Origin of the sequence: Microcoleus sp. LAD1_D3 (assembly GCF_036702135.1) — a bacterium.
GTDB lineage: Bacteria > Cyanobacteriota > Cyanobacteriia > Cyanobacteriales > Microcoleaceae > Microcoleus.
In genome coordinates this window covers 1-24,117 of sequence record NZ_JAUBSB010000073.1, presented here as the reverse complement: position 1 = coordinate 24,117, position 24,117 = coordinate 1, and the positions used below count along the sequence as shown (strand labels likewise).

The following is a 24,117-nucleotide window of genomic DNA, read 5'->3' as shown; positions in this document are numbered from 1 at the left end:
AGTTAATAGTTGGGATTCAATCCAGTCAAGCAAAACTTTCCATTATATCATAAAATTATTTTGCAAGAGGTCTATTAGACCTTCGTTTGTTGACGGTTCAAGAGTATCACCGCATGGCAGAAATTGGTATTTTTGAGGAAGACGAACGAGTAGAATTATTGGCAGGACAGATAGTAAAGATGGCAGCAAAAGGAACAGCACACAGTGCAGCAGTGACACGGACAGATAAGTTACTGAATAACCGTTTGGGACAGCGGATATTGGTGCGGCTGCAAGATCCAGTTCGGCTCAATCATTACTCGGAACCTGAACCCGATATTGCTGTAGTCGTACCCGATCCACTTTACTATGAAGACCACCATCCAACTCCGTCTGAAATTTATCTGATTATTGAAGTTGCCGATACTACGCTGAGAACAGATTGCGGGATTAAGGCGACTATTTATGCTCAGTCAGGAATTGCTGATTATTGGGTTTTGGATGTTAATAATCGGCAACTTCACGTTTTTCGAGAACCGAATCAAGATGGTTATCAAAGTATAGTAGTTCTTGGGGATGATGCGAGCATTTCTCCTTTGCAGTTTCCCGATTTTTCCTTTATGGTTCGGGATATGTTGCGGCCCTTGGTGCCAATTTAACGCTTTTTCCCTGAGTCCGCCAGGGAATTCATTCCCTGGCGGTTTATTAGTGAGTAGGGGCCTATTTTAGCTTCTCAAACTAACGCCGAACTTCTCAACTAAAACATCGCGAACTTTTTGTTGTGCCGGTTCGACATCGGTTTCGCTCAAAGTTCGATCGCCCGCGCGGTAAACTAACCGAAAAGCCAAACTCCGCTGTCCCGCCGGCACGTTATCGCCCCGATATTCGTCGAACAGTTCCACCGAATCCAGCAAACTACCCGCCGCCTTTTTCATCGCACTTTGCATCTCAACAACCGCAACCTCTACAGGCGCGAAAAACGCAATGTCTCTGTCAGAAGCGGGGAAACTCGAATAACCAGCGAATTTGCGAGTCGAAATGCTCGATCGCCCTAATTCACCCAACAGCACCGCTAAATCTAATTGAAACACGTAAACTTGCTCAGGCAAATCCTTTTCTTGCTGCAATTGCGGGTGCAACTGTCCAAAAACTCCTAAATGTTTCCCGTTTAACGATAACGCAGCGGTGCGGCCAGGATGCAAGCGTGTATTAGAGGAATCGCTTTGATATTCCACCGCCAAACTCAACTCCTGAAACACGCTTTCTAAAACCCCCTTAGCCTCAAACCAAGTCAAAGGTCGATCGCGCCCTCCCTGCTGCCATTTCCACACAGTCGGATCGCCGCCGATAATCCCCGCAACTGCATCGGCTTCCTTCATTGCATCCCCATCTTTCCAGAAAATGCGACCGACTTCAAAACCGTTTAGTGCCCCATTTCCCTGTTCCAAATTGTACCCGAAAGCATCAATCAAACCCGAAAGCATCTCAGTCCGCAAAGCCGAATACTCCACAAACAGCGGATTCGCCAGCACCACCTGATTGTCTCCCTCAGTTTTCACCAAAGAATAGTGCATCAGTTCCGTCAAACCGGCAGCCCGAAAAGCCGATCGCACATTCCGAATTGCCGCATATTCTGGTGACAGATAACCTGGTTCCGTTTTGCTAGGCAAAGTATCGCAGAAATTGTCATAACCGTGGAGTCTGGCAACTTCTTCAATTAAATCGATTTCCCTTTCTAAATCGCGGTAGCGGTAAGGAGGAACAGTTATCGCAAACACCCGTTCTTTTTCCGTTGGAACAACTTCGCATCCCAAAGCTGTGAGAATATTTTTTACCTCTTCCGGTTCCAGATATTTAGAACCGCCAGTTTGTCCTCTTTTCAACTGCCCCAAAACCAGATTTACTCGGTCTAAACGCAATTCGAGCGATCGCGAAAAACTCAAATCCTCGCCCGAACTCGCCGTTTTCTGCACAGTCGCAGCGCCTCCAGCCAACTCCAAAATTAGAGCTACAGCGCGGTTGCAAGCCGTCGCCAATGCCGCCTGATTCACCCCCCGTTCGTAGCGGATCGATGCCTCGCTCCGCAGGCCTTGAGCGCGCGCAGAACGGCGAATCGTTGCCTGGTCAAAAATCGCTGCTTCCAAAACTAAATTTTGCGTTCCTTCGTGAACTTCCGTATCTTCGCCGCCCATTACCCCAGCTAAGGCAACAGGTTTGTCGCTAGCAGTAATTAACAGATTTTGAGCTTGCAAATTGCGGTTTTGTCCGTCCAAAGTTTTGAAGGATTCCCCTGTTTTGGCAAAGCGAACGCCGATGCTGATATCTTGAGTACCCGTGAAAGATTGTAGGCGATCGCGATCGAAAGCGTGCAGCGGTTGTCCCCATTCCAATAAAATGTAATTAGTCACGTCAACTACATTATTAATCGGCCGCACTCCCGCCGCCTGCAACCGCTGCTGCAACCAAGCTGGAGAAGCACCAATTTTCACACCTTCAATTGCCGTGCCGATGTAAATCGGGCATCCTTGCGGTTCCGATATTTCTACTGCCAAACCAGGACTTTCTTTCCCCTCAATCGCCACACCATTCGCTGCGGGAATTCTTAAACTCGCCCCAGTCAGCGCCGCCACTTCCCGTGCCACGCCCACCATGCTCAAAGCGTCAGCACGGTTTGCAGTTGCTGTCAAGTCTAAAATCACATCGTCTAAACCCAAAAGTGGGCGAATATCGCTGCCCAATTTGGGATTTTCTAACTCGAAAATGTGAATGCCGGCTGACTCTTTAGCCAGTCCCAATTCTGCCAGAGAACAAATCATTCCTTCGGAAGGAACGCCCCGCAATTTAGCAGGTTTAATCTTTAAATCAATAGTCGATAAATAAGTTCCGACAACAGCGACAGGCACGTAAATGTCTGCCCTAGCGTTGGGTGCGCCGCAAACAATATTCAAAGCTTCTGAAGAGCCGACATCCACTTGACAAACTCTCAATTTGTCTGCATTCGGATGCTGTTCGCAGGCGATGATTTTGCCCAAAACTACGCCGCTTGCCCACGGCCGGCGGTCTTCGATTTCTTCAACTTCAAAGCCTGCCATTGTCAGAGTTTCGGCTAATTCTTCCGGCGATATTGCCACATCCACCAATTCCTGCAGCCACTTTAGAGAAATACGCATAATTTAGATCAGTAGTTAGTTGTCAGTGCTCTGTAGTTATTAGTCATTAGTCGGCGCCGACTGGCTACGACTTTTGAGTCCCAGAATTTATTCGGGAAAGCTTTTCTTAGCATACTAATTCAATTTTGTCAAGACTGTTATGGTACACATCAGCAAAAACGAGGGATCTGCCCAAAGGTAGATGTCTACTGGGGGATGAGTAGCATTCTCATTCAGAGAATGAGGTATGCTAGATACATCTAACAACGCAAAAAGCACTTAAGTTTAGAAAGACTTTACACAAAAAAGCACAACTTTAGCAAGTCTTTAAACTATCTTCAAGGATAATCAACCGAAAAAACTCAAACCAGCGAGATAATCAAAATAGGGAAAAGATATCGGCATAAAAGACTTAGGTGCAATTCCAATTCGCAATCGAAGGCACGGCTTGCCGAAAACTGATAGATTAGTATGTCTACCAGAAGCAGGAACAGGCTATTTGTGCAGTCGAGCGACGCTGACAAGATCAGAACAACATAGGCAAACTCAATCAATATGAGCTACTGCGTAAATCCGGGCTGTCCCCATCCTCAAAATCCTGCTGACTCTATTCTTCAGTGTCAGACTTGCGGTGCGCGGTTATTGCTGCGCGCTCGCTACCGAGTCATTGAACCGTTAGGACAAGGAGGTTTTGGAGCTACATTTCTGGCAAAAGACATCTCTTTGCCCGGTCAACCGAGTTGTGTAGTCAAGCAACTGCGACCCAGTAGTTCGTCGCCGCGAGTTTTAGAGATGGCGCGGGAATTATTTAAGCGAGAGGCAAAAACCCTCGGCCAACTGGGCGACCACCCGCAAGTACCGAGGCTGCTAGACTATTTTGAAACGGAACAGCAATTTTACTTAGTTCAAGAGTATGTTAAAGGCTCGACTTTGAAACAAGAAGTCAAGCACTCAGGCCGTTTCAACGAATCGGATGTTAAAAATTTTCTATTAGAAATTCTGCCAGTAGTGCAATATATCCACAGTCAAGGAGTAATTCACCGAGACATCAAACCCGCAAATATTATTCGCCGAGTTCAAGACAGCCACTTAGTTCTGATTGACTTCGGAGCGGTAAAAGACCAAGTTAGCCAAACAATATTATTAGACCCCGCCGACCAAAGCGCCAACACGAAATTTTCAGTCGGCACATTTAGTTTTGCCCCCCCGGAACAAATGGCGCTGCGGCCGATATTTGCCAGCGACATCTACGCGGTGGGCATGACTTGCTTGTACTTGCTGACTGGAAAATCGCCCAAGGATTTAGATTTTGATGGAGTAACGGGCGAAATTGTTTGGCAGCCCCACGTTCAGGTGAGCCCAAATTTTGCGCGGATTCTCGAAAAAATGCTGAAGCCGATGGTTGGGCACCGCTTCCAATCGGCAGCAGATGTCCTCAGAGCTCTCTCTGGCCAATTTGAAGACCCAAGTCTTATGGATGGCTTGGCAACTCAATTCAACCCTTATTCTCGTACAGTTGAAGAACCGACAATATTTAATGACGAGGGTTCTTCGTGGTCACCGCCGAAGAGCAAAATCAATGAAGATTTACGATCGAACCACACCCGCGCTGGTAGAACTTCCTTCAGCCAATCTGGGAACACGGGGATGCAGCCCAGAGTTTCCCGTACTCTAGCTGAGTCCGGCAGAACTTTCGGAACCGTTGGACCTTCTAGCGACAATTTAGCAGTGTCAAAGGTATCGAAAGTTGCTCCTAAGTGGGACACTAACAGCGTGCGATCGGCATATTTTAAAGGCAAGCGCGATTTTGCTGACTGCGAACTGTCGGGTTTGCAACTGCAAAAAGCGCAGTTAGCGGGGGGGAATTTTTATCAGGCTAGGTTGGTGAAGGCAAATTTGCAAGCAGCGGATTTGTCGGGGGCGAATTTGGGTCACGCGAGGTTAATTCAGGCGAATTTGCGAGATGCTAACTTGACTGAGGCTTATTGCAGCACTGCCAATTTTGAAGGCGCGGATTTCCGAGGTGCTGACTTGACGGGGGCTTATTTGACTAAGGCGAATTTGCGGGGAGCAAATTTGTGCGGGGCGAATCTTACCAACGCTACAGTTTCTGACGAACAACTGGCAATGGCAAAGACCAATTGGCTTACTGTTAAGCCGGATGGTAAGCGGACTTTTGGATTTTAAGCAGTCAGTTGTCAGTTGTCAGTTGTCAGTTGTCAACAGTCAACAGTCAACAGTCAACTCCCCACTCCCCCAGTCAGGTGAGTCGTCAGGAGGAAGTTCGATCGCCCCAAAGCCGCCTAAATTAAAAACTAGGAATGGAGGATTCGATCGCACCTAAACATGAAACTGCTCAACCGCCGCACTCGAACGCTTCTGTACACCGGCATCCTGGCCCTTGCCTACTTTGTTACCGGAAAACTCGCAGCGTCGATGCTGGGACTGGTGAAAGCCGAACCCTCCCCCGTGTGGCCGCCCGCCGGTATTGCTCTAGCAGCACTGCTACTGCAAGGGCGACGGATGTGGCCGGGAATTGCCCTCGGTTCGGTGCTGTTAAACTCTACCGCCGGTATACCGTCGGCTGTCATTGTCACATCGGCCTTTAGCGTCACCCTGCAAGCGCTGGCTGGAGAGGCTTTGTTGAGGGAGAGCAGATTTTCTACCAAACTCGATCGATTGCGCGATGTTCTGGCTTTAGTAGCGGGCGCTGTCATCGGGTCTACTTTCCTCGGCTCTATCCTCGGCAACTTGGGAACGTGCATTTTTGGTTGGGATCAGTGGAGCAATTTCTCTCGCAACTGGTGGACTACGTGGCTCGGAGACGGCATGGGAATTTTGATTGTGACGCCCGTGCTGCTGACTTTGAACCAGGCCGTTAATAGTTTTAAATTTCCACTAAAACTGAGATGTTTCATTATTCTCAATTACTTGTTTAGGAACAGGCAAGATGCCTGTTCCACAAGAGATGAATTTTCTTGTGGAACAGGCATCTTGCCTGTTCTTGACACTGGGGTAACAGGTGAGAGAAAATCTCGGATTATTTCGAGTTTTAAAGCATTTTTTAACGGGAAAAATTCCCACTTACAAAATACAAATAATCCCAGCACATTTTCTGCCACTAAAAACCGCTATCATCTTCTATTTTTAATTGTTAATTATTCAGAAATAGCGCTCTGGTTGACTCTCTTGCTGAGCGTGAGCTGGCTGTTTTTTTGCTCAAAAACACAAGCGGCGATCGCTCAGTATCCGCTGGAGTATCTGCCTTTTCCTCTGATAGTTTGGGCTGCCCTGCGGTTTCAACCGCCGGGAGCGATTTTTGCTTATTCGATCGTCTCTTGGATCGCGATTTGGGGAGCAGTACAGGGAGGCGGCCCGTTTTTGGCCAAAAGCGATAATCTCAAACAGGCGGTTTTATTTTTACAAGCTTTTACCGGTACGATCGCCCTTGTGGCTCTGATGTTGGCGGCCGCCGTAGCAGAACGTCAGCAAGCGCTGGTAGAGGTGCGCCGCACGGCGGCGGCACTGCGATCGCGCGAAGCTAGTCTGGCGAACGCTCAGCGCATCGCTCAGTTGGGAAATTGGGATTTAAATTGCACCGCCGTCCAAGCAACTGAGAACTTTCAGGAATCGTCAGAACACAGTACACCCAACAGCGAACTGCGGTGGTCGGACGAACTTTACCGCCTCTTGGGTTTTGCTCCGGGAACGGTCAAACCGACACCAGAAGTTTTTTTGCAAGCTGTACATCCAGAAGACAGAGAATTGGTGGCGCGATCGCAGCGCCAAGCTATGTTTGAGCGCAAACCCTATTGCATTAACTACCGAATTGTGCTGGCAGACGGCTCCGAACGCACTGTCTGCGAACAGTCGGCAATTGAGTCAGGGGCGATCGCCGCCACAGTCCAAGACGTTACCGAACGCCACCGCGCGGAAACCGCTTTGCGGGCGTCCTCCGATCGCGATCGCTTGCTCTCAGAAATCGCCCTGCGAATTCGCAACTCCCTCGACCTCGAAGAAATTCTCAACACTACTGTTGCCGAAGTCCGGCAATTTTTCCAGGCAGACCGCGCTTTCATCGGCATTGTGGACGTGGACGGGGTACATCTTCCTAGCCCGGTATACGGTAAGGTTGTGGCTGAGTCTGTGGGAGGGCAATGCCGTTCTCTTTTGGGGTGGGTACTCGCTGATGAGAATTACCTCGAAAGCCAGAAAACTTTTTATGCTAACAACCGCGTCCGAACTATCTCCGATACTACTAGCGTTCAACTCAGCGTTCCAATTGCCCAATTGTACAGCGACTATCAAATTCGCGCGACGTTAAATGTGCCGATCGTCCTGGGCGATGAATTGTTTGGGGTCTTGGCCGTCAACCAGTGCTCCGGGCCCCGCCAGTGGCAGGAATTTGAAATTGATTTGTTAGAAAAACTCGCTACCCAAGTGGCGATCGCTCTACAGCAAGCCCAACTTTTGCAGCAGGTAAAAGCTCTCAATGCCAACTTGGAATCTCAAGTCGAGGAACGCACCAGCCAACTACAGCAAAAAATGCACGAACTGCAAGAAAGCAACCGCCTCAAAGACCTATTTTTGCACGCAGTTTCTCACAATCTCCGCACTCCTGTTATGGGAATGTTAATACTGCTGAAAAATTTGCTCAACAAATCGTCCTCTGAGTCTCTACAAGATGTTCCGGTTTCTCGATCGATTTTGCAGCGGATCGTTCAAGCCAGCGAACACCAGTTGACGATGGTTAATGCCCTGCTCGACGCTCACGCTAGCGAGGTCAAAGGTATTGTTCTCAATACTGTACCGCTGCATTTGCCGTCTTTAGCTTCAGCCATTGTTGCCGATTTAGAACCGATGCTGGCCAAAAATCAAGCAACTTTAACTCAGGAAATACCAGTGGATTTGCCACAAATCAAGGCCGACAGCAAACACTTGCAGCGGGTGCTAGAAAATCTGTTGACTAATGCTATTAAACACAATCCTCCGGGAGTAAATATAACTTTTAAAGCCGAAATAATTGCTGTTGAAACAGCGCTAAGTTATGAAGAAAATTCCCCGGCTTTAACATCTCAAAATACTCAGCTCGCCCGCTGTATCGCTAACCGGATATCTACTGCTGGCGATCGTCCTAGGATAGGCGAGACCACCCAGAAAAATCAGGAAACCCTGGCCAAATTTAACCTCGATGGCAGTTGTCAAATGCCCCGCTATCAGGGCCAAATTGGCAATATCGGTAGCAAATTGCCCGGAGTCACCGTAAAAATGGTTCGCTGTACTGTAACAGATAATGGAGTGGGAATCAGCGCCAAACAGCGGGAATCTCTATTTGAACTTTACGTTCAAGACCCTAATAGCCGACAATTAACAGGGCTGGGTTTGGGATTGTACCTCTCCAAGCAAATTATTAAAGCTCACGGGGGCGAAATCGGCGTCGAAAGCACTCCCGGCTGTGGTTCGACTTTCTGGTTTTCGTTACCTGCTGTCAACTCGGACGATCTATCTTTCTCAATCTAAAATCTAAAATCTAAAATCTAAAATGGTATGAACTATTTGGGCAATGCAAAATCAGTTCAGGCGTTAACGGTTTACGAGGTGTGGCGCGATCGCTTCCTCCGAGATCGCCTGCGCCCTGCTGTCGGAATTGCGATCTTTTTTGCCTTCACAATAACTGTCTATTTTCTGGGCGAAGCATTCTTTATTCGCCAGGAGTTTAAAAGTGTTTATTTGTACACGAGCGCTGCTGTAGAATTGGGTTTGCTGAGCTGTTTTGTGTTGCAAAAAACCTCCTTCGGACAGCGCTATCCCGGTTTGCTATTTTTGGGTTTTTCGTGGTCGCTGACGGTCGTTATACAGATTGGGTTAGCTGTCGCACAAGCCGGGGAATTACCGATTTTTACCTGGAGTTTAGCCTTTCTAATCCAAGCTACGCTGATGCCCGTCCGCTGGCGCCTTCACCTGATTTCTCAACTCGGCGTTTTGTGTTGCCACGTCGGGATAAATTTGGTTTTAAATCTAAGTTTTGCTAAGTATACTGCTTTTAAGTTGACCGGGTTTTACTTATATTTGTTTTGGTTTTGTTTGATTTGCGATTTGTCGGTTTATTGGTACGAATGTCTGCAACGGAAAGAGTTTAGTACGAGGCGTGAGTTGGAATCTGCTTACCAGCAGTTGGAGGTGGCGGAAGCGAAGTACCGCAGCATTTTTGAGAATGCCGGCGAGGGAATTTTTCAAAGCACTCCCGATGGCCGCTACATTACTGCAAATCCAGCTTTGGCGCGGATTTACGGCTGCGATTCTCCCGAAGAAGTGACGGCAAAGTTTACTGATATTGATCGGCAGTTGTACGTCGATCCGGCTCGCAGAAATGAGTTTTTGCGATCGATCGAGGAAAGCGGCACAGTATCGGATTTTGAATCTAAAATTTACCGCTCAGACGGCAGTATTGTCTGGATTTCTGAGAAGGCGCGGGCGGTACGGGACAGCAGCGGCTCCCTGCTTTATTATGAGGGCTTAATTGAGGATATCACGCAGCGCAAACAGGCACAAGAATCACTGCGGCTGTTTATCCACGCTCTTTCTCACGACTTGCGAAACCCGGTGGCGGGAATGTTAATGGTGCTGAAAAATTGGCAGACGAAAACTGGGGATGCGATCGCAATTCCGCGTTCTATTTTGGAGCGGATGATTCAAGGTAGCGAGCAGCAATTGCGGTTGATAAATTCGCTGTTGGAAGTTCACGCCGGGGAATTGCGCGGTTTGGTTTTGCACTGCGAGGTCGTTGATTTGAGGGCGCTACTTGAAGCTGCTGCGACCGATTTAGAGCCTTTAATGAATGAGGGTAAAGCTACTTTTAAAAATTTGGTGCCGGATGATTTGCCAGCCGTGAAGGCTGACAAGACTCAGTTATGGCGCGTCTTATCTAATTTAATTGCTAATGCTTTGAAACACAATCTACCCGGGCTGAATTTAACAGTTTCGGCGAAAGTAATTAAGGCTGGGAAATTAATTATAAATCAAAGCACAGCAAAACAAGACATCGACAAATTACCGATTACCAATCCCCAATCCCCAATCCCCAATCCAGGAAGTAGGATGATTTACTGTACTGTGGAAGATGACGGGGCGGGAATATTGCCGGAACAGTGCGAACATCTTTTTGATCTTTACGTTAGGGGCAATCGATCTCGACACTCCGTCGGTTTGGGTTTGGGTCTATATCTTTGTCGCCAAATTATTGGCGCTCACGGTGGCCAAATTGGGGTAATTAGCACTCCCGGTGCTGGGGCAAGTTTTTGGTTTACTTTGCCGCTGGCTGAGAATTCTAGGTAATTTTTTTTGTATGTTTAATTACATTTTATTTAGCAATCGTGCCAGATATTTAGAAGGTTATTAATGGCTGAAACCCTTGCAAAATATGCTTTTGCCTTCGGCTATACTTGTGTTGTGCCGTCGCAGGTGGCTTTGTGAGTGGTTCAATCCAAATTAGTCGATCGGACTATTTCGATCGGACTATTGATATTAATTTAAAACCATGGTATACTTCCCCAAAGTTTTTAAAGGAAAAATAAATTTCCGATATTCACATTTTCTTTAGAAACCTCATTTAATCTAGAAAATCTCTAAAACTAGATAAAAAATATGCAATTTATGTTTATCGAGCAAAGCTCAGAAAATACAGCTAAAGATGCAGCTAAGTACGACTCAGCTAAATATAACGAGCGGTCGTTCTCCACGTTAATTCGGGCGCTCCGTCTTTCTCAAGGTTACTTTTCTTTCGTTTTAGTTAACTGCAACTCGCTGGCTTTGCGGCAGCAAATAGTCGATCGGCTGCAAGCAAATTGTGCCGTGAAACCGCGGCAACTGTTTTTGCCCAAATCGGCGACAACTCTTTACACGACAATCGCAGCAGAACTAGATGGCGAACAGCCTCCAGCTTTAATGCTCCTCGGTTTGGAATCAGTGGAGCCGATCGATCGATTGCTCGTTTCTACCAACTTACTATGCAGCGAATTCAGCAAAACATTTTCCTTTCCCCTCGTTTTTTGGGTGACGGATGAGCTTCTGAGAAAAATCATTCGCACCGCCCCCGATTTATACAATCGGATGACGACAATTAGATTCATCAGTAATTAGTAATCAGTCGATCGATTTTAGATTTTAGATTTTAGATTTTAGATTTTTAACAGTCAACACTCATTAGTCAAGTGTTAAATTCGGCTTCCCAAATCAAGACTAATTCTCGCGCCGCCGCAGTTCCCTCAGCAGGAAAACCTGCCAAAAAGTCTTTATCCGCCGCCCCGTCGTAAGGCCCTTCCTTAAACTCCAAAATCACAGTATCCTGTGTCAAAGCTACTAACGTGTGGATAGTGCCCTCTGGAAGTTCGACAGCGCGAGTCGGGCCCGCAGCGCTGACTCGCAAGGAGCGGAGGATTTGACCGTTTTCGTTCAAAATAACAATACCGACTTCGCCTTGAATCACCACAAAAAACTCAAAACCGTTAACTGCAGGCGGGCGCAGGTGTTGGTGAGGGCGGACGTAAGTGCCCGGTTGCAACACGTTGACAAACCGCTGCACCTTTTCAGACAAATCGTGGAAATTGTAGTTTTGTCGCTGGCGGGGACTACGGCGGGAGGAAGCGGCAACTTCGTCTAGCAATTCTTGCGTCAGCAATTTGATCGGAGGGGGCTGCACAACAGATATCCTGTATTTAATAGTTTGTGAACAAATGGGCTAGTCTGGGATCATCGTTATCAGCATCTCTTGACACATGGAAATCGCAACTCAGGTGCGTATCACTAAGGCAATGCGTTTGTCAAGTATCTTTAAAACAAGTATTAGCCCGATCGCCCTTTCGACTATTCTAGTCTGCGCCAGTAGTGTTTCTGCATCTGAACCGACGGTTGCACTGTTGGTTCAGCAGCAATTCTCACAGCAGCAACTTAAAGATGAAATTCGCGATCAAGTCCAAGAAGAAGTTGACATTGCTTTTGGGCGCACGGCGGTACTGCTGAACGGGCTGATAATTGCCCTAACTTTGTTTCCGACAGCAGCCGGAGTCGGGGTTTGGTTTCTGTTGAGCAAATTGTCCAAGCAGACAACAGTTGCTCGCCAAGAAATAGAAAGTCTCCATTACGATACAATCTCTCAATTAAAACTATTAATTTCGGACGCTGAAACTATCTTAGGCGAAATTCAACACCAAAGTCACGGGGCAGAGGCCGAAACAGACTTGTTATTGCCAGACGCCCAAATTCAAGAATTTGCTCCGGTTAACTATGGCAATTACCAACAGTTATTGACTGCGGGCGACTATGCTAAACAGGGAGATGCTTGTTTCTTTGAAAACCGTTATCAAGATGCGATCGCGGCTTACGATCAGGCCCTGCAAATTCAGCCGGATTTAGCCGATACTTGGAATAACCGAGGAGTAGTGCTCACGAGAATGCAGCGCTATCCAGAGGCGATCGCCTCTTACGAACAAGCTACTACAATTCGTCCGAATTATCCCGATGCTTGGAACAATCGAGGCGTGGTATTGTTGGAGTTGCAGAAGTACCAGGAGGCGATCGGCTGTTACGAACAAGCAATTCAAGCCAAACCCGATTACGCCGATGCTTGGAACAACCGAGGCGTTGCTTTTTCCAAAATGCAGGAGTACGAACAAGCAGTAATTTCTTACAATCAAGCCCTACAAATTAAAAATGATTATACTGACGCTTGGAACAATCGAGGCGTTGCACTCTCCAAATTGCAAAAATACGAAGCTGCGATCGCTTCCTACGACAATGCTGCTAAAATTCGACCTGACTTTTACAGAATTTGGTACAACAAAGCCCGATGTTATGCGCTACAAGGTAAAATTGAATTAGCCATTGAAAATTTAAAGCGCGCCCTCAATCTCAATCCGAATGTGTGTAAAGAGTTGGCAAAAAGTGAAGCTGATTTGGAGAAGATTCGCGAACACGATGCGTTCAAGCAGTTGATAAGTTAATCCTTCAGAAATAATCGTAAACTATAGGATAACGAATAGGTCGTAAGATTAAATGAACCGCGAAGACGCTAAGGACGCGAAGGAAGAGAAAGAAGGGATGCAGTTTTTCCTTCGCGCTCTTTGCGTCTTCGCGGTTCGTTTTACAAATATTTCTGCAACAACAAACCCATTTTCTCCTTAGTTGCGGCCGGCACTTGATCCAGCCGAGTCAGAATTGCATATTTCAAAGCTGAATGTGCATCAGATCCTGGGGGATTTTCTGTTAGTCTACGGACTGTTTCTTGAATGACTTTTTGGGCATTTGCTGCATTGCGGTGCAAGTTGGCAACTACCATTTCTACTGTTACGCTGTCGTGATCCTCATGCCAGCAGTCATAATCGGTGACTAATGCTAAAGTTGCGTAGGCAATTTCTGCTTCTCTGGCTAATTTGGCTTCCGGCAAATTTGTCATCCCGATGACTGTCGCCCCCCAACTGCGGTAAAGGTGGGATTCTGCTTTTGTGGAAAATGCGGGGCCTTCCATGCAGACGTAAGTGCCGCCCCGGTGCAGGGTAACGTCGGTGAGGTTCAAGGATTCGATCGCACTTGCTAATACTTTAGCCAATTCGCCGCAAACCGGATCGCCGAATGTGATGTGACCGACTATTCCTTCTCCAAAAAAGGTAGAAACTCGATTTTTTGTACGATCGATAAACTGATCCGGCACTACCATATCTAAAGGTTTCGCCTCTGCTTTCAGCGAACCAACCGCCGATGCTGAGATTAAATACTCAACTCCCAAACTCTTCATTGCATAAATATTTGCCCGGTAAGGCACTTCTGAGGGCAAAAAAGTGTGGTTGCGGCCGTGTCTAGCCAGAAATGCTACCGGTGTACCGTCCAATGTTCCCACAATTGCGGCATCCGATGGCTCTCCAAAAGGTGTATCAATTTTCACCTCTTCAATATCCTTAAGGGCCTCCATTTTATACAAACCGCTGCCGCCGATTATTCCGATTTTTGCTTGTGCCATTTTTACCCTCTGCTTGAGTTTTACCACAGTGATTCTATCGGGCCATCGTTAAGTTGACGTAAAGATAATTGAAGATTTCGTGACAACAGTCACCCCACATACACTATTTTGTCACAAAACATATGTGATCTTAATCACCAAATAGCTTCACAAAATCTTTAAAAATAAAGGTACATAGTTCTGTTACTTATTTTTAGCGTGTTAAGACCATGACAGTCAGCTCTGCTAACCTCCCCAAAATCTCGATCGAGGCGATCGTCCAGCGCATCTTTGCTTTTCGGCAAATTACCCCCCTTGACAGACGGCTGCTGAAGTCAGCAATGCTAGCGGAGAAAGGTCTTAACGAAAAAGACCACTCTCACATCAACCGAGTGTGTCAGGGCATCCGAAACGGATTGATTTTAGTTGTGGAATAACTTTGCTACACTATTTCTTGCTAGCTCAAGAAGCTATTTTAAAAGTTGTGTTTAAGTCTGTATCTTCGGGAACTGAGTTCGGGCGATGTTTTACTATTTTTCGGCGCGCTATGGATCAACCTCACAAATAATATTATTTCTCTCTTATCGCTCAAAGTTCAACAGCCAAAAGCCTGTATAAGTCATGCCACTATCATCGGGCTGCACTAATAAAAAATGTAATCCTTTACTTAATTGCTTGCGCTGTTGGTAAATTTGGGCCGCGGCTTTCACCTCGCTATCTTCAAAAGTAGCCACCACCCACCTATCTACTAACCCAGCTTCCAATATCAATCCGTCTGGTTCTCCAGCAATATAATTCAAAGCAAAAGGTTTGGCATCCTGAAGCCATCTAGCCAAGCGCATAGACTGGCGTCCACCGTCAATCACAACTCCCGGTACCGGTACTGTTGAGGCCAAGCCCAAATTCAGCGGTAACAGCAATTCTGGCATTTCCAAGATTGGCAGGGGACGCCCTTGGAAAGCATCTTCAATGTCGCCGGCGGGTAGGGAAGCAAAACGCCAGCCATCGCCCCAGAGGTTTTCGGGTAAGGGTACGGGCGGCGGCGAGTCTAGGGCGATCGCACTGTAAGTTTCACCTGTATAATTAGGCATACTCGAATATTCTTTTGCGCGGTGTTGCACCACCAATTTCAGAGCCGCAGTGCGCCGAGTGGCTTCTACCTTGACACCCAAAACTTTGCCCGCAGCTTCGATTAAGCCCAGAGACTGAGGTCTAAATACTTGAATCAAATCGGGCAAATTTTGGGTTTGAGCTTGCTGCTGCAACTGCGAGGCTACCCAATTAGAATTTGCGGCCCCCTGGCGGCAAACAGCGCTAAATTGAAAACTGCCTTCAGAGTCGCAAATTAAAAGTTCCCACAGTGGTTTACCAGTTTCGTCTTGGAGAGGGCGGCGGTAAAAATCGGCTTGCCAAATACGCATAAATAATTAACAAATAAAATCTACAACTCGATAATTTTAATATAGCCTGGTGACAATCCGATACAAGACCGAACTTGGAAAAAAAATTCGACTTATATATTCTGAGTTCATAGTTGAGTTAGATTCGTATATCTAACACCCGTTAAAAAAATGCCACTGTAGCCTGGTGATCCCAACCAGGATAGTTATCAGTCCTTCCCAATTATAAAATCTCCCATCTAAAATTTAAAATGGTAGAAAGGCTGGGCTTGCCATCCTCCCTTAGCAATGAGCCACTCCCAAATTTATTTAAGATGGCGAACCAAATACATATCCAAGTCGCCCTTATTTTTAGCAGGAATTTTTCCTCGGTATTCGCATTCAAAAATATCTCTCACTAAATCAAACGTTGCGTGAGAGATATTGATATTTCCAGTTACGCCGGAAGATTCCATCCGAGATGCAGTATTAACTGTATCTCCCCAGACATCATAGGAAAACTTTTTATTGCCAATTACCCCCGCAAGTATCGGGCCTGAATGAATGCCAATGCGGATATCCCAATAAGCAATATTTTGTTGAGTTTTCTGCATTTTTCGCAAATCCATGAACTGTCGAATTTCTAGGGCAGCAAGTACAGCGTCAAAGGCGTGTGTTGGGCGAGGCGTAGGAATTCCCGCCGCACACATATAGCTGTCGCCCATGGTTTTCAATTTTTCCATACAGTATTTATCCATCACGCGATCGAAATAAGAAAAACAATAGTCTAATTCGTCAACTAACTCTCGCGGCGTCATTTTTTCTGATAACTGAGTAAAGTCTTGAAAGTCAGTAAACAAAACTGATACGCAATCATAATAAAGTGGTTCTACTTTGCCGTTATTTTTCAGTTCCTCAGCAATTTCAACCGGGAGCAGGTTCAACATTAGCTGGTCAGATTTGTGCTTTTCGGCATCGAGCTCGGAATACACCCTATTTATCTCTTTAAAACGTTCAGCATTGCGGATGGCTGAGGATAGTTGCAAAGCCAAAAGATAGCCAATCCGCAAGTCTTCTAGAGTGTAAGCTCGCGGCTTGGTTGTGGCAAAATTAATTGTCCCTAAAACCTTACCTTCGCTTTCCAAGGGAATGATAATTTGCGAAGCGTAGGGGGACAAAATAGCAGTAGCACCGGCTTCTTGAATTAATTGAGGTTGACGTGTTTTGAAAGCCTTGTGAATAGGGCCGCCCTCTGGGAGGGCTGCAATATCTACAGGGATATGCGGGCCAAATAAGGTCGTGCAAGCGTTAGTGCTGTGCAGGCAAACGCTACAGTGTTCAAAGTCGAGCAGCCATTTGGCTTGCTTGCCTACTACCCGCAAAATCTGGTTGAGATCTAGGGTGCGGTTAATGGCTGTGGCAACTTCGTTGACGGCGGAAATGCGGATGGAAAGTGCTTGAGCTTCTGCTAACAAACGGCGGGCTGTCAACAGAAGTTCTTCTCGATCTAGATCTTCTAGCCGCTCGCCCATAATAGGGGTATAAAATATAGATTACAAAGCATCTATTTCGAGGGCAATGGAATCGGTATATCGGTTGACACAGCTAAACAAGTCTGCTGTCGCAATAATCTCAAATATTTCAGAATCATCTAGCCCTAAATCCCGCAGGTTTTGGTAATCAGATTCTGTCATTTCCAGGGGTTTTGTAGCAGCCAACAAGCCAAAAGTAATTACGGCTTTATCGCGTTTTGGCAAAGGGCAGTTGGCAAAGTCAGAAACTAGGGCTCGCAGTAGTTCTTCGCTCATCCCCAAGGCTGACAATCCGTGCAAGTGAACTTGGAGAGCGTACTCGCTATTATTTGATTGGGAAATAGCGACGCCGACCATTTCTTTAAGCGTGCGGGGTAAGTCTCCTTGCAGAATGGTTCCCCGGAATTTTTTCCAATTTGCTTCTAATATGTCAGGGTTGATTGCCATTGACTTGAACAGGTTGGGGACGATGCCAAACCCCAAGTCTGTCAATATTTCTTCGTACACTGCTTTGGCTTTAGGATCGGTAAGTTGCTCGTATTCTATAAGTGGAAAGTGCGTCATTGTTGTGTTGAATTTTACGGCAATTAATTGGGTGAGAATTTACGTTTTTGTTATGTAACGCCACTCAAAGGGCGACCTTACGACCTATCTTGGCTTTAGTCGGATTGATAATAAAATGCACCGCTGTCAACAACCCGCGAATCATGAAAATGAGCTAGCAACAAATCTGATTCTTGAGGCTGGATTAAACCTGCAATTATAGCAGTAACAGGAGCCCATAAAATTCTGTTGCGATCGGGTTCTACGGCTAATTTTAGATTCTCCCAATGGTTGTTGTCAAGTGTCGGCAATTCATCGGGCGCGACGGCGTGAAATCTTACCACAACTCTTGAATTAGAGATTGCTGTTCCGTTCGCTAATTTTTAGGCAAAAAACACTGTTTGATCGATCGAACTCCACAAAGGGCCACAATCTTATACTCCGGCGCACAGGGGAAAAAACAAAATGCTGTGCGATCGAGTTTATTGAATTAGTCAGACGCTCGATCGACAACCGATGCCCCAGACAAGCTACGCTAACGCCTGCGACTGGAGTTATTATGGGTAAACTGTAAACTTCTATCATTGTCGCTGCATTTGCTATGAACCCTGCCCTTACTCAATTTGGCGCTCAGATGTCCCAGCTCACGGGAGTTCGGGCAATTATGAAAGATATTATTGAAACTCTCAGAGCCGGCAGCGGGCAGGAGTTTATCAATTTGAGCGCCGGAAATCCGGTGATTTTGCCGGAAGTCGAGCAGTTGTGGCGCGACTGCACTGCGGAACTTTTGGCGAGCCCGGAATACGGCGAGGTGGTTTGTCGCTACGGTTCCAGTCAAGGTTATCAGCCGTTTATCAATGCGGTTTTGGCGGATTTCAACCAGCGTTACGGATTGAATTTGACCGATCGCAATATCCTAATTACTCCCGGAAGTCAGTCGATTTACTTCTACGCAGCCAACGCTTTCGGCGGCTACACCGCACCCCCCTTATCCCCCCCTTACCAAGGGGGAGCAACGGCCAATCAATCCCCCCCTTACCAAGGGGGGGCAAGGGGGGGTAGCCTTAAAAATATCGTCCTACCGTTGAGTCCAGACTACACGGGTTACGGCGGCGTTAGCTTGATTCCCGAAGCGGTAGTCGCCTGCAAACCCACCCTGGATATTGATGCGGGTGCTCACAGGTTCAAATACCGCCCGGATTTCAGCCAACTCTCGATCGACCAAACCACCGGTTGCGTCATTTTTTCCCGTCCCTGCAACCCCACCGGCAACGTTCTCACCGACGACGAAGTTAAGAAAATTGCCGATTTAGCGGCCGCTTTCGACGTGCCGGTGTTGGTTGATTCCGCCTACGGCCCTCCCTTCCCGTCTTTGAATTTTACCGAAATGACGCCGATTTTTGGGGGCAATATCGTACACTGTATGAGTTTGTCGAAAGCCGGATTACCGGGTGAAAGAATCGGAATTGCGATCGGCGATGAAAAAATCATTCAAGTATTAGAATTTTTTCAGACCAATATGTGCATTCATTCGCCGAGATACGGACAGGCGATCGCAACTCGGGCCATTGCTTCTGGCGCTCTTGCGGATATTTCCATCAATGTAATTCGGCCGTACTATCAAAGTAAATTTGCGATCGTAGAAAGCACCCTAGAACAAGCAATGCCGAAGGATTTGCCGTGGTTTTTGCACCGGGGCGAAGGAGCAATTTTTGCGTGGTTGTGGCTGAAAGATTTGCCCATGACTGATTGGGAACTGTATCAAGAGTTGAAGAAAGTCGGCGTAATTCTAGTGCCGGGAAGTTCTTTCTTTCCTGGTTTGCGGGAAGATTGGCAGCACAAGCACGAGTGTGTGCGCATCAGTTTGACGGCGACAAATGATGAGATTGAAACTGCTATGAAACGCTTGGCTCAAATGGTAGAAAAGCTTTATCAGTCAGTTGACTGTTGACTGTTGACTGTTGACTGTTAACATTCCCAATACTTCGGGTACGCGGTTCCTGAACGACTCGTGCTGAGCGTAGCCGGAGTAAGTCGAAGGGCAGTACAAGTTACCAATTATCGATGACCGCTGAACATGACTTCTTTCTTGGCAGATCGACTACAATTTAAAAATAATTAGCAGCGCGGTGGGTTATGGCAGTGCAATTACTCAAAAGGTTGTTGACCGTAGAAGAATATCATTTAATGGGCAAAGCTGGTATTCTTTCCGAGGGCGATCGGGTAGAACTGATAGAAGGAGAACTGATCCAAATGGCAGCAATTGGAACTCGTCATGCTTCCTGTGTGAGACGATTCATCGGACTGTTCAGCGAAATTCCCAGAAACCGGGCTTTTCTGGATGTGCAAAACCCCATCCAGTTGAGCGAGCGAACCGAACCCCAACCTGATGTAGTATTGCTGCAACCCCGGGCTGATTACTATTCAACAGCACATCCAGTACCGTCAGAAGTTTTGCTGTTGATAGAAGTATCCGATAGCACGGTTGATTATGATCGAGATGTGAAAGTTCTTATTTACGCTCGATCGCTCATTCAAGAAGTCTGGCTCGTAGATATAGAGGCACAATGTTTAGAAGTTTACCGCCAGCCAACTCCTAATGGTTACAGTTTAATCCAAAAGTTTTGGCGGGGTCAACAAGTGGCGTCGCTCGCCGTTCCTGATTTGGAAGTGAATATCGATTTCTTACTCGGATAGATTCGGATTATAGGTTATAGAAAACATTCCCAAGTCCCCATTTTTCAATTAAACCACCCGATAAACAAAACTCAGAGTTGCCCAAACATTCACATCCAAAGCCCAATCATCCGTCGATATCCCCACTTTCTGCACCCCCGGAATGCTAGCGGCGTGCAAATCTTCGAGCACCGCCCGCGCCACATTTAAAGGATTCAACAACACTCGAATTGGCAGGACAGCCCTCGTTTGCTGCATTTCGGCTTCTATTGCAGCTAGAGTTTGAGCGAACGGGTTCTCACTAAATATAATAAAAGTTTCCGCAACTCCGAGCGGCAAGGATACCGCCCATCCGATCGCCCCAGCCGCCGGCACAGTCAAATTCTCCCCAGGAGCGATCGGCCGCGACATCCCCCCCACACCGTCTTTGCCCTCAGCGCCGAGCACTGACAGCCGTCCCGCGCTGCCTTTGTCAAACACCGCAAAGTAAACCGGGCGATCGCTATCGTTATACAATCTGCACTGGATTCGGCTGGTGTTGCTCACACTTACTATACAACCCTGAGCCGATTTCTCACTTTCCCCGCTCAAGGGTTCCAGGCGGTAAGATTTTTCGGCCCGCACCGGCTCCCGCTGTGCCACGACCCGCGCTTGCGGTGCGAGAGTTGCCAGAACCGCCCGCACCTTGAGGCGCGAAGACCCCTCATTGACTGTCAGCCGCAGCAACTTCCCAGCCTGCAGCGCTTTCAAATGCGGAGTCAAGCGCTGCACCGCCACCTTAACTGCTTCTCCCCCGTCGCCCTGAGTATCGGGAATCAGCATTTGAGCCAAAGAAAACAAACCGTAACGGCTTTGAGACAAAGCAGGCTCGTGAGGCGAGATTGTTTCGACTAAAGTCGTTTCCGGGACTCTGCCGAACCGACAGTCAGCGGGTTGCTCGCTGCCTACCGCCGCAACTTGGGACACAGCCGAAAAGGCACTGGTGGCGTCCACCCGCTCGATGCGTTCCAAACCCGAGTCCAAAGCTACTGTCAAACCGATGTTTCGCGGCAATACCCGAATTTCTTCCCTCACCAGTTCGCCGACTGTTAGTTGCCCGTCTGTTCGTGAGGGCTTGTCTAAAACTTGGGCTTTAGCAGAAAGGCCCGTGCGTCCCCGCAGCAAAAGCTGCTCGCCCGCTGAGGAATTTAAAGCAAACACAGAACCCCCGGAGCACTCCAAAACCCTGGGCGACAACCCGCCCAACCACAACTGCACAGTTTTGCCTCCGTCTTCCACCGCCGTCACAGCGCCGTCAGATGCAGGGGAATTCAACATTAAATTTGAAAAATTCACCGTCGGCGTGGCTGTTAAATCGTGATGGCGAATTTCCGGTTGCTGCAATAACCCCGCCATTTGCTCGACATTACCCGCAGCGCGGCTGAAACTGACGCTGAAGCTGCTAGCGGGAGTTGCCCACCACAAAGTTTGGGTGAGGGCGTAGGTAAACAAACCTGCGGTAAATCCGTTCCACTCTTGTTCCGCGGCGAGTTGGGAATTCGCGCCCGCGGCAAGTACGGCGGCGTCCGGACGGAGATTTGTGCGGGATCTGATCCCTTCGGCGAACGTTAATTCTGCGAGGCTTGGCTGCCCGATGGTGGGGCGGGGGCGGGAGCGAATGCGAAAGTTGCCGTTTGTGGGGAAACCCCGATAGTGGTAGCTGGTGTCGAGGATGGCGATCGCATTTTCTGTCGCGAGCGATCGAACCAACAGCAGCAGCGTTTCCTCTAAAATATCGTTCACCGCCCGGTTTGCTAACAGCGGCAAAACATCATCCGCCGGCACCAAACTGTTTTGCATTCTTCCCGGAGACTCGCCCAAACTGACTCGGCTACCGCAGCCGCTAAAGTGAAAAACTACCACGTCACCGGGTTTTGCTTGTTCGCTCAAGTGAGTCACAAAAGCCGTCTCGATATTGTCCCTCGTAGCTTGAGCGTCAGTCAAAGTCAAAATGTCAGACGGCACAAACCCAAACCGATATATCAGCAGTTCCCGCTGCAATTCTACATCCGTGACGCAGCCGTGCAGGGGCGAGTCTGGATATTTGTCAACGCCCACCAACAAAGCCAATTTGCGGGCTGTCGGCTGCCCTAAGGCTTGGAGGTAGCGATCGCCCAACCGCAGCCACAGGGCCTCGCTGATTCCGATGGCGCCCAGCACCCGGCCAGCTTGCTGCAAAAATTCCCGCCGCTTGAGTCCCATTTTTAAATAGCTTTAAATTTTCAGTTTTGAATTTTTAGTTAAATTCCCCTCAATAATTTTAGGGGATTTAATTACGTTGTGAGTGTTTAGTATTAAGATAATTTTTAAGTTTTAACTTTTGAGTTTTCAGTTTAAACTTTAAAATTTAAAACTCAAAAGTTAAAATTCAAAAGAATTCAGAATGCCGCCAACACCAAGCTTCCAAACTTAAATCTCGTAACTGAAAATATTCATTGCCTTGGCTAATTCTGCAGCGACTTCCGGCCGAGAAAACTGCGGCGGCGGCAATTTTCCAGCGCGCAGCATTTCCCGAACTTTGGTTCCCGACAAATGCACTCGTTGTTCGGGAGTGCTTGGGCTTGTTTTAGTTGTAGCCATTTGTTCCGTCAGTGTACAATAGAAAGCGTGCTCAAATTTCATCGGCACAATTCCCAATTCGGCAGGCTCAAATTCATCAAAAATATGTTGGGCATCGTAAGTGCCGTAATAATCGCCAACTCCAGCGTGATCGCGCCCCACGATAAAGTGAGTGCAGCCGTAGTTTTTGCGGATTAAAGCATGAAAAATTGCTTCTCGCGGCCCGGCGTAGCGCATCGCCGCCGGATTAATTGCCAAAATTACGCGATCTTTTGGATAGTATTTTTCTAGCAGAATTTCGTAGCAGCGCATCCGCACATCAGCGGCGATGTCGTCATCCTTAGTCGTCCCGACTAGCGGGTGCAGAAACAAGCCGTCTACTGTTTCTAAGGCGCATTTTTGGATGTATTCGTGTGCCCGGTGGATGGGGTTTCTGGTTTGGAAACCGACTATGGTTTTCCATCCTTTTTCTGTGAACAGCATTCTCGATTTCGCCGGGTCAATTTGGTATTGGGGAAAACGGGGGTCTAGTCCGCGTTCCAGCAGCCAAATGTCGCCTGCGAGGTTAACGGGCCCGGATTTGTCTACTACTTGGACACCGGGATGTTTGAGATCGTCGGTGCGGTAGACGTTAAGGGCTTCTTCTTCTTTGCTATAGTGGTATTTTTCTGCGAGCTCCAAGAGTCCGACAAATTCGCCCGCCGGGGTGTCGAGGCGCACTAAAGTTCCTGCTTTCAGGGGGGCGGCGACTTCTTCTGTTACCGAGAGGGTGATGGGAACCGACCAGGGAAGACCGTTGGAGAGGCGCATTTGTTTAACCACCGATCGATAATCAGCTTCGTTCATGAACCCTTTGAGGGGACTCAGGGCGCCGATGGCGATCATTTGCAGGTCGGAGATCGATCGATCCGAAAGCTGGACTCGCGGCAAGACTTCTGCTTTGTCGAAAAATTCTTGTCTTTGGTCTAGTGTGGCAATGCGGTTGACCAGGATGCCGCCGTGAGGGGCAATGCGGTCTGAATGCTGGCTCATGTCGATTTGAAGTTGTGGGTTTTAGCTGCCAGAATACATAGTATCAAGCGCGGGCTGCAATTCTACATTTTTTAATTGTTCTGGGCTTGTGCAGAACGCTGCTTTTGTGGCGCTGTAATTTTTGAACTGTCAACTGGCGCACTCAAAACTCTAAACTTTCCCGTCAATCGATTTTAGATTTTAGATTTTAGATTAAAGAATTGAAGCATTGACCCCACGGATAAATTCGGGGGGCAAGT

Annotated in this window: 18 protein-coding genes; 9 read left to right on the top strand and 9 right to left on the bottom strand. The window is 47.6% G+C overall.

Going from position 1 to position 24,117, the window contains the following annotated elements; genetic code table 11:
* The first annotated feature begins 86 nt into the window (after positions 1–86).
* Positions 87–638 (top strand): Uma2 family endonuclease, encoded by a 552-nt coding sequence (locus tag QUA74_RS26085; RefSeq protein ID WP_333334827.1) that lies wholly within the window; start codon positions 87–89, stop codon positions 636–638.
* A 66-nt stretch (positions 639–704) separates the two neighbouring features.
* On the opposite strand, the gene pheT is transcribed toward QUA74_RS26085, so the two are convergent.
* A complete protein-coding gene (gene pheT, locus QUA74_RS26080) occupies positions 705–3,149 on the bottom strand; it encodes a phenylalanine--tRNA ligase subunit beta (RefSeq protein WP_333334825.1) in 2,445 nt (814 codons plus the stop codon).
* A gap of 534 nt (positions 3,150–3,683) precedes the next feature.
* Between pheT and QUA74_RS26075 the strand changes: the two genes are divergently transcribed.
* The 4 genes from QUA74_RS26075 to QUA74_RS26060 all read left to right on the top strand — a co-directional run bounded on the left by QUA74_RS26075 (position 3,684) and on the right by QUA74_RS26060 (position 11,267).
* Positions 3,684–5,315 carry a serine/threonine-protein kinase gene (locus QUA74_RS26075; RefSeq protein ID WP_333334823.1) on the top strand — a complete coding sequence of 544 codons (1,632 nt, stop codon included), beginning with the start codon at positions 3,684–3,686 and terminating at the stop codon, positions 5,313–5,315.
* A gap of 159 nt (positions 5,316–5,474) precedes the next feature.
* Complete coding sequence (locus QUA74_RS26070) at positions 5,475–8,648, top strand: MASE1 domain-containing protein (protein ID WP_333334821.1); 3,174 nt, start codon at positions 5,475–5,477, stop codon at positions 8,646–8,648.
* 27 nt (positions 8,649–8,675) lie between these two features.
* Positions 8,676–10,463 (top strand): PAS domain-containing sensor histidine kinase, encoded by a 1,788-nt coding sequence (locus QUA74_RS26065; protein WP_333334820.1) that lies wholly within the window; start codon positions 8,676–8,678, stop codon positions 10,461–10,463.
* 309 nt (positions 10,464–10,772) lie between these two features.
* Positions 10,773–11,267: a hypothetical protein gene (locus QUA74_RS26060; protein ID WP_333334818.1), complete on the top strand. Its 495-nt coding sequence runs from the start codon at positions 10,773–10,775 to the stop codon at positions 11,265–11,267.
* 67 nt (positions 11,268–11,334) lie between these two features.
* Here the strand turns inward: QUA74_RS26060 and QUA74_RS26055 are convergent, their stop codons facing one another.
* On the bottom strand, positions 11,335–11,826 hold the full coding sequence (locus QUA74_RS26055; protein ID WP_333334816.1) for a WbuC family cupin fold metalloprotein: 492 nt from the start codon (positions 11,824–11,826) through the stop codon (positions 11,335–11,337).
* 76 nt (positions 11,827–11,902) lie between these two features.
* On the opposite strand from QUA74_RS26055, the gene QUA74_RS26050 reads away from it, so the two are divergent.
* Positions 11,903–13,126, top strand: coding sequence for a tetratricopeptide repeat protein (locus tag QUA74_RS26050; protein ID WP_333334814.1), 1,224 nt, complete (start codon positions 11,903–11,905; stop codon positions 13,124–13,126).
* Between the two features lie 140 nt (positions 13,127–13,266).
* Here QUA74_RS26050 and QUA74_RS26045 read toward each other — a convergent pair whose 3' ends face one another.
* Complete coding sequence (locus QUA74_RS26045; protein ID WP_333334812.1) at positions 13,267–14,139, bottom strand: S-methyl-5'-thioadenosine phosphorylase; 873 nt, start codon at positions 14,137–14,139, stop codon at positions 13,267–13,269.
* A gap of 209 nt (positions 14,140–14,348) precedes the next feature.
* Here QUA74_RS26045 and QUA74_RS26040 point away from each other — a divergent pair, with 209 nt between their 5' ends.
* Positions 14,349–14,555, top strand: a complete 207-nt coding sequence (locus QUA74_RS26040; protein WP_333334810.1) for a hypothetical protein — start codon at positions 14,349–14,351, stop codon at positions 14,553–14,555.
* A gap of 144 nt (positions 14,556–14,699) precedes the next feature.
* Here QUA74_RS26040 and QUA74_RS26035 read toward each other — a convergent pair whose 3' ends face one another.
* The 4 genes from QUA74_RS26035 to QUA74_RS26020 all read right to left on the bottom strand — a co-directional run bounded on the left by QUA74_RS26035 (position 14,700) and on the right by QUA74_RS26020 (position 17,916).
* A complete protein-coding gene (locus tag QUA74_RS26035) occupies positions 14,700–15,539 on the bottom strand; it encodes a Tab2/Atab2 family RNA-binding protein (protein ID WP_333334808.1) in 840 nt (279 codons plus the stop codon).
* Positions 15,540–15,823: 284 nt separating this feature from the next.
* Entirely contained in the window at positions 15,824–17,029 is a 1,206-nt protein-coding gene (locus QUA74_RS26030) for an adenylate/guanylate cyclase domain-containing protein (protein WP_333334806.1), read from the bottom strand.
* Positions 17,030–17,050: 21 nt separating this feature from the next.
* Positions 17,051–17,593 (bottom strand): peroxidase-related enzyme, encoded by a 543-nt coding sequence (locus tag QUA74_RS26025; protein WP_333334804.1) that lies wholly within the window; start codon positions 17,591–17,593, stop codon positions 17,051–17,053.
* 95 nt (positions 17,594–17,688) lie between these two features.
* The gene (locus tag QUA74_RS26020) at positions 17,689–17,916 is read right to left on the bottom strand and encodes a hypothetical protein (protein ID WP_333334803.1); all 228 of its coding nucleotides are present in this window, start codon (positions 17,914–17,916) and stop codon (positions 17,689–17,691) included.
* Positions 17,917–18,173: 257 nt separating this feature from the next.
* Here QUA74_RS26020 and QUA74_RS26015 point away from each other — a divergent pair, with 257 nt between their 5' ends.
* Together QUA74_RS26015 and QUA74_RS26010 are read left to right on the top strand one after the other, a co-directional pair.
* Entirely contained in the window at positions 18,174–19,523 is a 1,350-nt protein-coding gene (locus tag QUA74_RS26015; protein WP_333334801.1) for a valine--pyruvate transaminase, read from the top strand.
* A 185-nt stretch (positions 19,524–19,708) separates the two neighbouring features.
* Complete coding sequence (locus QUA74_RS26010) at positions 19,709–20,269, top strand: Uma2 family endonuclease (protein ID WP_333334799.1); 561 nt, start codon at positions 19,709–19,711, stop codon at positions 20,267–20,269.
* 48 nt (positions 20,270–20,317) lie between these two features.
* On the opposite strand, the gene QUA74_RS26005 is transcribed toward QUA74_RS26010, so the two are convergent.
* Positions 20,318–22,489 (bottom strand): caspase family protein, encoded by a 2,172-nt coding sequence (locus QUA74_RS26005; RefSeq protein ID WP_333334797.1) that lies wholly within the window; start codon positions 22,487–22,489, stop codon positions 20,318–20,320.
* 207 nt (positions 22,490–22,696) lie between these two features.
* Positions 22,697–23,878: a sulfate adenylyltransferase gene (sat, locus tag QUA74_RS26000; protein WP_333334795.1), complete on the bottom strand. Its 1,182-nt coding sequence runs from the start codon at positions 23,876–23,878 to the stop codon at positions 22,697–22,699.
* Positions 23,879–24,117 lie beyond the last annotated feature (239 nt).

Coding starts and splice junctions, on each gene's coding strand:
- pheT (WP_333334825.1), bottom strand. CDS start 3,149: ATGCGTATTTCTCTAAAGTGGCTGCAGGAATTGGTGGATGTGGCAATA.
- QUA74_RS26075 (WP_333334823.1), top strand. CDS start 3,684: ATGAGCTACTGCGTAAATCCGGGCTGTCCCCATCCTCAAAATCCTGCT.
- QUA74_RS26070 (WP_333334821.1), top strand. CDS start 5,475: ATGAAACTGCTCAACCGCCGCACTCGAACGCTTCTGTACACCGGCATC.
- QUA74_RS26065 (WP_333334820.1), top strand. CDS start 8,676: ATGAACTATTTGGGCAATGCAAAATCAGTTCAGGCGTTAACGGTTTAC.
- QUA74_RS26060 (WP_333334818.1), top strand. CDS start 10,773: ATGCAATTTATGTTTATCGAGCAAAGCTCAGAAAATACAGCTAAAGAT.
- QUA74_RS26050 (WP_333334814.1), top strand. CDS start 11,903: ATGGAAATCGCAACTCAGGTGCGTATCACTAAGGCAATGCGTTTGTCA.
- QUA74_RS26045 (WP_333334812.1), bottom strand. CDS start 14,139: ATGGCACAAGCAAAAATCGGAATAATCGGCGGCAGCGGTTTGTATAAA.
- QUA74_RS26040 (WP_333334810.1), top strand. CDS start 14,349: ATGACAGTCAGCTCTGCTAACCTCCCCAAAATCTCGATCGAGGCGATC.
- QUA74_RS26035 (WP_333334808.1), bottom strand. CDS start 15,539: ATGCGTATTTGGCAAGCCGATTTTTACCGCCGCCCTCTCCAAGACGAA.
- QUA74_RS26030 (WP_333334806.1), bottom strand. CDS start 17,029: ATGGGCGAGCGGCTAGAAGATCTAGATCGAGAAGAACTTCTGTTGACA.
- QUA74_RS26025 (WP_333334804.1), bottom strand. CDS start 17,593: ATGACGCACTTTCCACTTATAGAATACGAGCAACTTACCGATCCTAAA.
- QUA74_RS26015 (WP_333334801.1), top strand. CDS start 18,174: ATGAACCCTGCCCTTACTCAATTTGGCGCTCAGATGTCCCAGCTCACG.
- QUA74_RS26010 (WP_333334799.1), top strand. CDS start 19,709: ATGGCAGTGCAATTACTCAAAAGGTTGTTGACCGTAGAAGAATATCAT.
- QUA74_RS26005 (WP_333334797.1), bottom strand. CDS start 22,489: ATGGGACTCAAGCGGCGGGAATTTTTGCAGCAAGCTGGCCGGGTGCTG.
- sat (WP_333334795.1), bottom strand. CDS start 23,878: ATGAGCCAGCATTCAGACCGCATTGCCCCTCACGGCGGCATCCTGGTC.